This window comes from Candidatus Binataceae bacterium, assembly GCA_036495685.1.
Classification (GTDB): Bacteria; Desulfobacterota; Binatia; order Binatales; family Binataceae; genus JAFAHS01.
In genome coordinates, this window is sequence record DASXMJ010000040.1 from 45523 (window position 1) to 52534 (window position 7012).

The following is a 7012-nucleotide window of genomic DNA, read 5'->3' on the forward strand; positions in this document are numbered from 1 at the left end:
GCATTGTGACATCCAAGATATCCAAGGCAATAAGGCCCAGGAGCAGCGGACATACGGGCGCCGCGGCGGCGCGGCAGGCCGCGGAGTTGCTCGAACTTCTGTATCCACTTCATTATCGAGGGAACGTGGCGGTAGAGGATGCGATGCGTGGCGAGCTTACTCGCAAGCAGGCTGCAATTTTGTGGCTGATTCGTTCGGAAGCCGAAATCTCCGGAGGTATGAGACGCAAGGACATCTTCCGCAAGTTGCAGGAACTATTCGAAATTACCAGCCCAGCAGTCACAAAGGCGTTGCGCGGCATGGTGCGCACTCCGCTGGTGCTGGTCCGCCTGGTGGAAAATGCCGAATCCGGGCGCGAGAAGATGGTGTTCCTGACGGTAAAGGGCGAGCGCTTCCTTGCGACAATGATTGCTCGCGGACATGAATTTCTGCGACAGCTCGTGGAGCGGACCGCGACCGAACTTTCGAGCGAGGACGTTGATTCTGGAATCCGGTTCTTGCGGGCCGCAGTGCACGGCTATGAGCTACTCCGCAACGGCAATGCTGCCCGCAGCACGGGTCGGAGAGTAGCTCGGTCGTCACACCTAGCCGTGGCATCAAAGGAAGATCTTCGAGAGTGAGATGACGGATCGTGCCGTCGATATTCCAGCGGGTGGGCAGAAAATTGGATACAGTCGAGCGTGTTGGAGATGATGAGGGCGAAAAAGTACTTGATTTCGTTGGAGCCACCCGTCGGATTCGAACCGACGACCTGCTGATTACGAACAGCTAAGTCCGCACAAATTCTTCAATTTTCGATGCAACTTCCTGGATTCATAAAAGGGGGCAGTACTCCGGCGCCCCGCACGCTCCTTACCCAGCGGTGGCCTTAACCCACAGGAGTCTCGGCACAGCCGAAGACGAACACCAATTTCTAGGTTTCGGGACCAAGTGAGCCTTGGCGGAGCGCGCGGTGCTTGATCATCGCGAAGAAGACCGGCACCAGGATCAGCGCATGAATGTCGACCTGATCATTCCGAGGACGATTGGCGCCGCGATCGGCTTCTTCTTCACATCCCGCGCGGATCCCCTTTCCCACAGAATGGGAGCCAGACTCAGCATCACTACCGCGACCGTCATCAGTTTCGGCCTGAGGCGCTGCACGGCACCTTCGATGCTCGCCTCTTCAATGTCTGATTGAGTTAAGGGAACGGCATCAAGCCTAAGCCTTGGGAGTGGTTCATTTCGTGCCCACGTCCAGCCAACGTCTCGCCTCCTTCTGCGGAGGACTCAATTGTGCCGGTGGATTGGGTCGCTCCATGCGACCGACTCAGGTCTTTCCACCGGTTCGATGTCCAGGTTGACAACGACTGCCTCCTGGTCGCTGCGTATGACAACGCATTGCAGCGGTTGTTGGGCGGAAGCGTTTATCTCCTGGTGGGGCGCGTAGGGAGAGATGTAAAATGAACATTCTGCTGTGGACGTTATCTCTGCTGCTGGGCGCGGTATTGCTGGGTGCGCTCGCGCGACGGATCAAGGTCCCCTCACCATCGCTGTTTGCGCTGGGCGGAGTGCTCATCGCGGTGCTGCCGCATGGCCCGCGAATCTCACTGCAGCCGGATCTGGCGCTCGCCTTGTTTGTCGCGCCGGTGTTGGTGGACGCAGCGTTTGACAACTCGTTGCGCGATCTCCGCCAGAACTGGATTCCCATTTTCAGCCTGGTTTTCATGGCGGTGGCTGTCACCACTGCTGCCGTCGCATTCGTCGCGCGCTGGCTCGTGCCCAATATGCCCTGGCCCGTCGCGATTGCCTTGGGCGCTGCGATTGCGCCGCCGGACGCCGCTGCCGCCACCGCAGTTCTGAAGGAAGTAAGGCTCCCCCGTCGCCTCGTCACGGTCCTCGAAGATGAGAGTCTTCTCAACGACGCCAGCGCATTGCTCATTTATCGATTAGCCATTGGAGCGGCGGTAGCGCGTACCGACAACGCAATCGAGGTGACCTCAACCTTGGTTTTTGTGCTGATCGGTAGCGTAGCGATTGGAGCGTTGTTTGCGTTCGCGTACGGCAACATCATGAATCGTTTCTCCGATGTGCCCAGCTCGATCGTCATGCAATTCATCGGCGCGTTCGGAGGATGGATCCTGGCGGATCGGCTGAAACTGTCGGGCGTGCTCGTGCTCGTGACCTTCGCCGTAATATTGTCGCGTAGTTCGGCGATTCGGCTGCCCGCCGCGGTCCGCGTTCCTTCCTACGCCGTGTGGGATTTGGCGGTCTTTGTCCTCAATGCGTTGGCCTTTATCCTGGTAGGACTGCAGCTCGGACCGATCATGGACCGGCTCGACCGCACGCCGCACGTTCATTACGTCGTCTTCGCGACCGTAATCCTCGTGACGGTCATCCTCGCACGAACCGGATGGATCTTCACCTATAACCTCTCGACGCGACTGGCACAGCGCGTCTTCGGAACACACAGTCCGCTCCCGCCGCCGCCCCGGTTCAAGAACAGTTTGCTCGTATCGTGGTGTGGGATGCGCGGTATTGTGACCTTGGCCGCCGCGCTCGCGTTGCCCGACAATTTCCCATATCGCGATCTGATCGTGCTGACCGCTTTCGCCGTCGTGCTGGGCACCCTCGTCGTGCAGGGGCTCACCCTCCGCGTGCTCGTGATGATGTTGGGGTTGGAGGACGACTCACCCGTCGGCAACGAGATCCGCACTGGCCGGGTCGAAATCTTCAAGGCTGCGCTCGAATGGGTGGACAACCGTGGCAATGTCCCGGACGACAACGGCGTTGCGGACGCCCTTCGCCGTGAATATACGGAGGTGCTGCGAAAAGTCGACGGCTCGCTCGGACGCTCCGAGAGAGAGCATCAAGCCGAGGTCGCGCTTCGCACCGCCGCCAGAGCTGCCGCACGCGAGAAGCTCAACGCGCTGAGGGCTTCAGGTGCGATCGGAGAATCGGCGTTTCAGCAACTGGAAGCGGAACTGGATCTGCTTGAACTGGGTGGAGAGGTTCGCAGCCGCTGGTAACTCGAGCGCGCCCCCACTCGGCGAGATCCTTGAACCCGATCTCGATGTTGTTTTGCCTCAATTGCCGGCTTTCGCTTGAACGGTCACGGCCCGGGAACCCGCTGGGCATCGTCAACCATGTCAGGTTCTCTCGCATCAGCAACCGATGTCGCTCAACCCGTGGAGACCATGTGGGCAGTAGCCTGCGGAACGGCCCCTAGTCGAGTTGGGACAGCTGGAGGTGACCCGAACTTCCCCGACCAGCGCGGCCGATGAACGCCGTTTCGTGTTCGACCCGAGCAGCGCATCGGACGGTATCTGTCTCTCGCGGATCCGATTCTGCTGCGCGATCGGCCGCTCACTCCATCTCGTACGATCACCGCAACAAGAAAGAGTGAGCGTTCGACGTCCTGAGTGCTTTCACCGAGGCTCATCCGCGCCAGCAGCACAATTTCGAAGGGCACTGATCCGCCCAAGCAATCGGGTAAAGGCGAGCCCGACACCCAACCCCATTGGCGGCGACTCTTTTCAGCGGCGTTGTGAGCGCCGCGTTAGCGCAAAGACTAAAATCGATCGTGCCGAGAGGCCTCTGAAATAAAACTGCCCAGTAATTAGGAGGTTTTATGCCCTTGTTTACCGTCACGATGAACGCGAACCGGTCTGCCAAAGCGAAAGATCGCCTTTCCAGGACCATCCACGCCGCAAGCGTTGTCGCTGGATATCCTGAAGATGATGTTTTCCAGCGCTTCCTTTCGCTAGACCCAAGCGACCTCAGGGTGGACCCGTACTATCCTGCGCTGCCCAAGCCCGCTCGGACCAGATGTTGATGATTGAAGGGCTGGTATCTTCAGGAACGGACACCGGCAGGAAAAGAAGTCTTGTGACCGCACTAGTCGAAAAACTTTGGCGAAGCCGGCGTCGCTCCCAATGACATCATGGTATTCTTTTTAGAGACCGATCGTGCGAGCGGATCATTCGGCGGCGGCCAGTTCGCACCCCCTGTTGCCTTCGCCTGATCGATGAACACCCGTCGCAGCAGCTTACACGAGAAGGCTGCGCAAAAGTCCCTCAATTAGGAGATCGCCATGAACGTTCTACACATTCAGTCATCGCCGCGAGGTGACAAATCAAACTCTATCGCCCTGACCAAGGCCTTTCTTTCGGTTTCCAGGAAAATCCTCCCCACGATTGATGAGGACGTCCTGAATATCTGGGACGAAAACCTCCCCGAGTTTGATGCCGCATCCATCGGAGCGAAGTACAAGGCCATCAAGCACGAGCCAATGACAGACGCAGAATCGCATGCATGGAACCGGATTCAAGAATTGATCGGTCGCTTCCAACGAGCGAACCGAATTGTCCTGGGCCTGCCGATGTGGAACTTCTCCATCCCATACAAGCTCAAGCAGTTGATCGATCTGACCGCTCAGCGCAATTACCTGTTCACGTATGACGGCAAAGAATATGGGCCATTCCTCAATATCCCCAAGGCACTGGTCGTCTATACGCGCGGATCTACATATCGCGACGGTACTCCAATACCATCAAGCTTCGATCACCAGGCGCCTTACATAGATTTCTGGCTTCGCATGATAGGAGTGCATGAGGTTCGCAGCGTGATCGTGGATAACGCGTGGAATCTGAACGATGCACAATCAGCAGCCAGTGTGGCAGCCGCCAAGCAATCGGTTGAGCGAATAGCTAGAGATTTCTGGTGATTGTGTGAGTGCATCCAGCTCCCGTGAGAGTCGTACGCGAGAGCGAAACGATCTGATCCGGGCTGCCGTGCCACTAATTTCCAGACCGAGTGCGGGACGCGAAGGATATAATGAGCGGCGTGCTGCGCCTAGGCCGCCGCGCGGATCAGAAGTTTCCGATCATCGCAAGCTTTTGATTCACGCCGCCGCACAAGCGCAAAGAGAGCGGCTAACTACGTCCTTAACCGAACCTCTTGTTCTGAATGAATTACCGCGCGGCGCCCACGCTTTTGCGCGGGAGCGGTCGTTTCATCAAGCGCCTCCGAATGTTAGCGGTCAATTCTGCTTTGAGGTGAGTTCGGCAAGCCTCGAGTCGCCGAGAGTGAGCCGATCGTTGAAATGCTGAAACGATAGCGGATTTGGTCGATAACCTCGTTCTTTCCTTTAAGCGGAGAAAAACCAGCTGCGAACTGGGAAGTCTACGGAACGTAGATATCAATCGCCGGTGACGGAGCTCGTACAGGAGCATCGCATGGCACATGACACGCGGACCGCGTGATCTTGTGCAGCAGGTAGGGACAAATAGAGCGCCCGTTCTGCGCAAGAGAATCTTCCGCAAAAACAGTGGTAGTGGTATTGGACCATAGGTGACGGCGGGAGGCGTTTTTGTCTAGAGCACCCTAACTTTGAAGTCGGAAGAAACATGGAGCGGACCTATGAATCTTGGCATTCGGTTGCGCAATTCCTGCTTGGACGCATTGCTATTGCCCTGCTGACTTTCGTTTGCTTTCGACTTCAGGTTAGAGCCGCTATAGCCGCCCTTGTCTATCTGATTGTTGTTGTGCTGCTGTCCGCTATGGACGCGTTCGTTCCATCGGTCTTCGTCTCCATCGTCGCCGTTCTGTGCTTGAATTACTCTTCATTCCTCCGATTCTCACCGCCAGCGAGTCGTGTCCTTCCGCAACCCTGAATACCTAGAACGCCTAGCCCAGCCGATCGCCGCACAAAAAACGGTGACTCGATGAAAGCGGAATGAATACCACTCGCCGGTAAACGCAGAGCGCTCCCTGATCCTTACGGGGTTTTGGCCGGCGATATGCCTGGCAGGTTGCGCATGAAGAATCCTTCGCCGGGACCGTGTCTCGGCGGGTTCGGTCGGCCGGGCGATGGGACAGTGGATATCGGCGCGGCGCTCATCGACGAGGATTCGTCGCGCGCCAGTGGAACTGGCTGGAATCATCGATTGGCGATCTGGTAGTAGAAATGATGGGTATCTAGCTTGCACACGGTTTCGCTTCAGGCGAACGTCGACGCTGTCGCGCAACATCAATTCTGAAGCATCCAAATAGAGGAGACCATTCCGATGAGCGTGAAAGAAATCGAATCCGCAGTTCAGGAACTCGCCAATGCGTTCAACAAAATGGACATCAAGGCAGTAGTGAATCTCCTTTCAGAGAACCTCGAGGTTTTCGATCACGTACCGTACCGCTTCGACAACAAGAAGCAGTTCGCCGACTTCCTAGCACCTGCGTTCGCCCCGCTCGCCAGCGCCAACTTCGGCTTCCGGCAACTGTCATGCCGCATGATCAACGACGGTGCCGCAGTCGCGAACGCGTACGATACGTTCACTGGCATGACGAAAGACGGCAAGCCGATGTCGGTTCATGGCCGCACGACGTTGGTGTTCGGCAAAGAAGCTGGACAGTGGAAAGTCGTAAGCGCGCACTTCTCACCGCTGCCCAAGGAATCGTGAAATCGCGCTGCTCGCCTTTGCTCTGCTTGCGTGCGTAATTGACCGTGCAGAGCCATGTGCTCTTATCTGAGCCCATGCAACAAAGCTCGCGCGATACGCTCGCCGCGCGCGCCTGAGTCCACTATCCCGGAAGGACTTCCGCAGAGCCGCCGCTGACGTGCTGCTACCACTTCAGTCTGCTGTCGCTGCTAATAGTCTGATCCGGCAAAAGACCAGGCGACCATGCGGAGGAGCCTCGAGTCGGAAGCAGCAAGAGTAGGATGTGAAGATGGCTTGAAAGTGAGCCGCGAGCGCCAATCAGCTTCGTGAAGGCCTCCGCGCTCCACTGTTCCGAGCTCACTCCATTATGAACGAAGAGCAACCCGCGAAATTGTTTTGATGTTTCCGGTTTGAGAGGGACTACGATGGCTGAGTATACCACATCCACGGCATTGAGCTTTCACCATACTCTGTAAAGGTACGTTCGTACTTCCGGTACAAAGGAATTCCGCACCAATGGATTCCAAGAAGTCTGGATATCCAAGGCGAGTATCAGAAGTACTCGAAGCTTCCGCTCGTGCCTCTGGTCGTGACGC

Annotated in this window: 6 protein-coding genes and 1 tRNA gene; 6 read left to right on the plus strand and 1 reads right to left on the minus strand. The window is 57.1% G+C overall.

The genetic code is table 11. The features are described from left to right. The first annotated feature begins 5 nt into the window (after positions 1-5). Positions 6-620, plus strand: a complete 615-nt coding sequence (locus tag VGI36_04750; protein HEY2484432.1) for a hypothetical protein — start codon at positions 6-8, stop codon at positions 618-620. Positions 621-720: 100 nt separating this feature from the next. Here VGI36_04750 and VGI36_04755 read toward each other — a convergent pair. Then, positions 721-867 (minus strand) — tRNA-Thr (locus tag VGI36_04755). 70 nt (positions 868-937) lie between these two features. Here VGI36_04755 and VGI36_04760 point away from each other — a divergent pair. The 5 genes from VGI36_04760 (at position 938) to VGI36_04780 (ending at position 6437) form a co-directional block, all read left to right on the plus strand. Next, positions 938-1180, plus strand: a complete 243-nt coding sequence (locus VGI36_04760) for a hypothetical protein (protein HEY2484433.1) — start codon at positions 938-940, stop codon at positions 1178-1180. A gap of 262 nt (positions 1181-1442) precedes the next feature. Beyond that, positions 1443-3008, plus strand: a complete 1566-nt coding sequence (locus VGI36_04765) for a sodium:proton antiporter (protein HEY2484434.1) — start codon at positions 1443-1445, stop codon at positions 3006-3008. 1064 nt (positions 3009-4072) lie between these two features. Next, positions 4073-4705 carry an NAD(P)H-dependent oxidoreductase gene (locus VGI36_04770; protein HEY2484435.1) on the plus strand — a complete coding sequence of 211 codons (633 nt, stop codon included), beginning with the start codon at positions 4073-4075 and terminating at the stop codon, positions 4703-4705. 1093 nt (positions 4706-5798) lie between these two features. Beyond that, positions 5799-5942, plus strand: a complete 144-nt coding sequence (locus tag VGI36_04775; protein HEY2484436.1) for a hypothetical protein — start codon at positions 5799-5801, stop codon at positions 5940-5942. 105 nt (positions 5943-6047) lie between these two features. Beyond that, the gene (locus tag VGI36_04780) at positions 6048-6437 is read left to right on the plus strand and encodes a nuclear transport factor 2 family protein (protein HEY2484437.1); all 390 of its coding nucleotides are present in this window, start codon (positions 6048-6050) and stop codon (positions 6435-6437) included. Positions 6438-7012 lie beyond the last annotated feature (575 nt).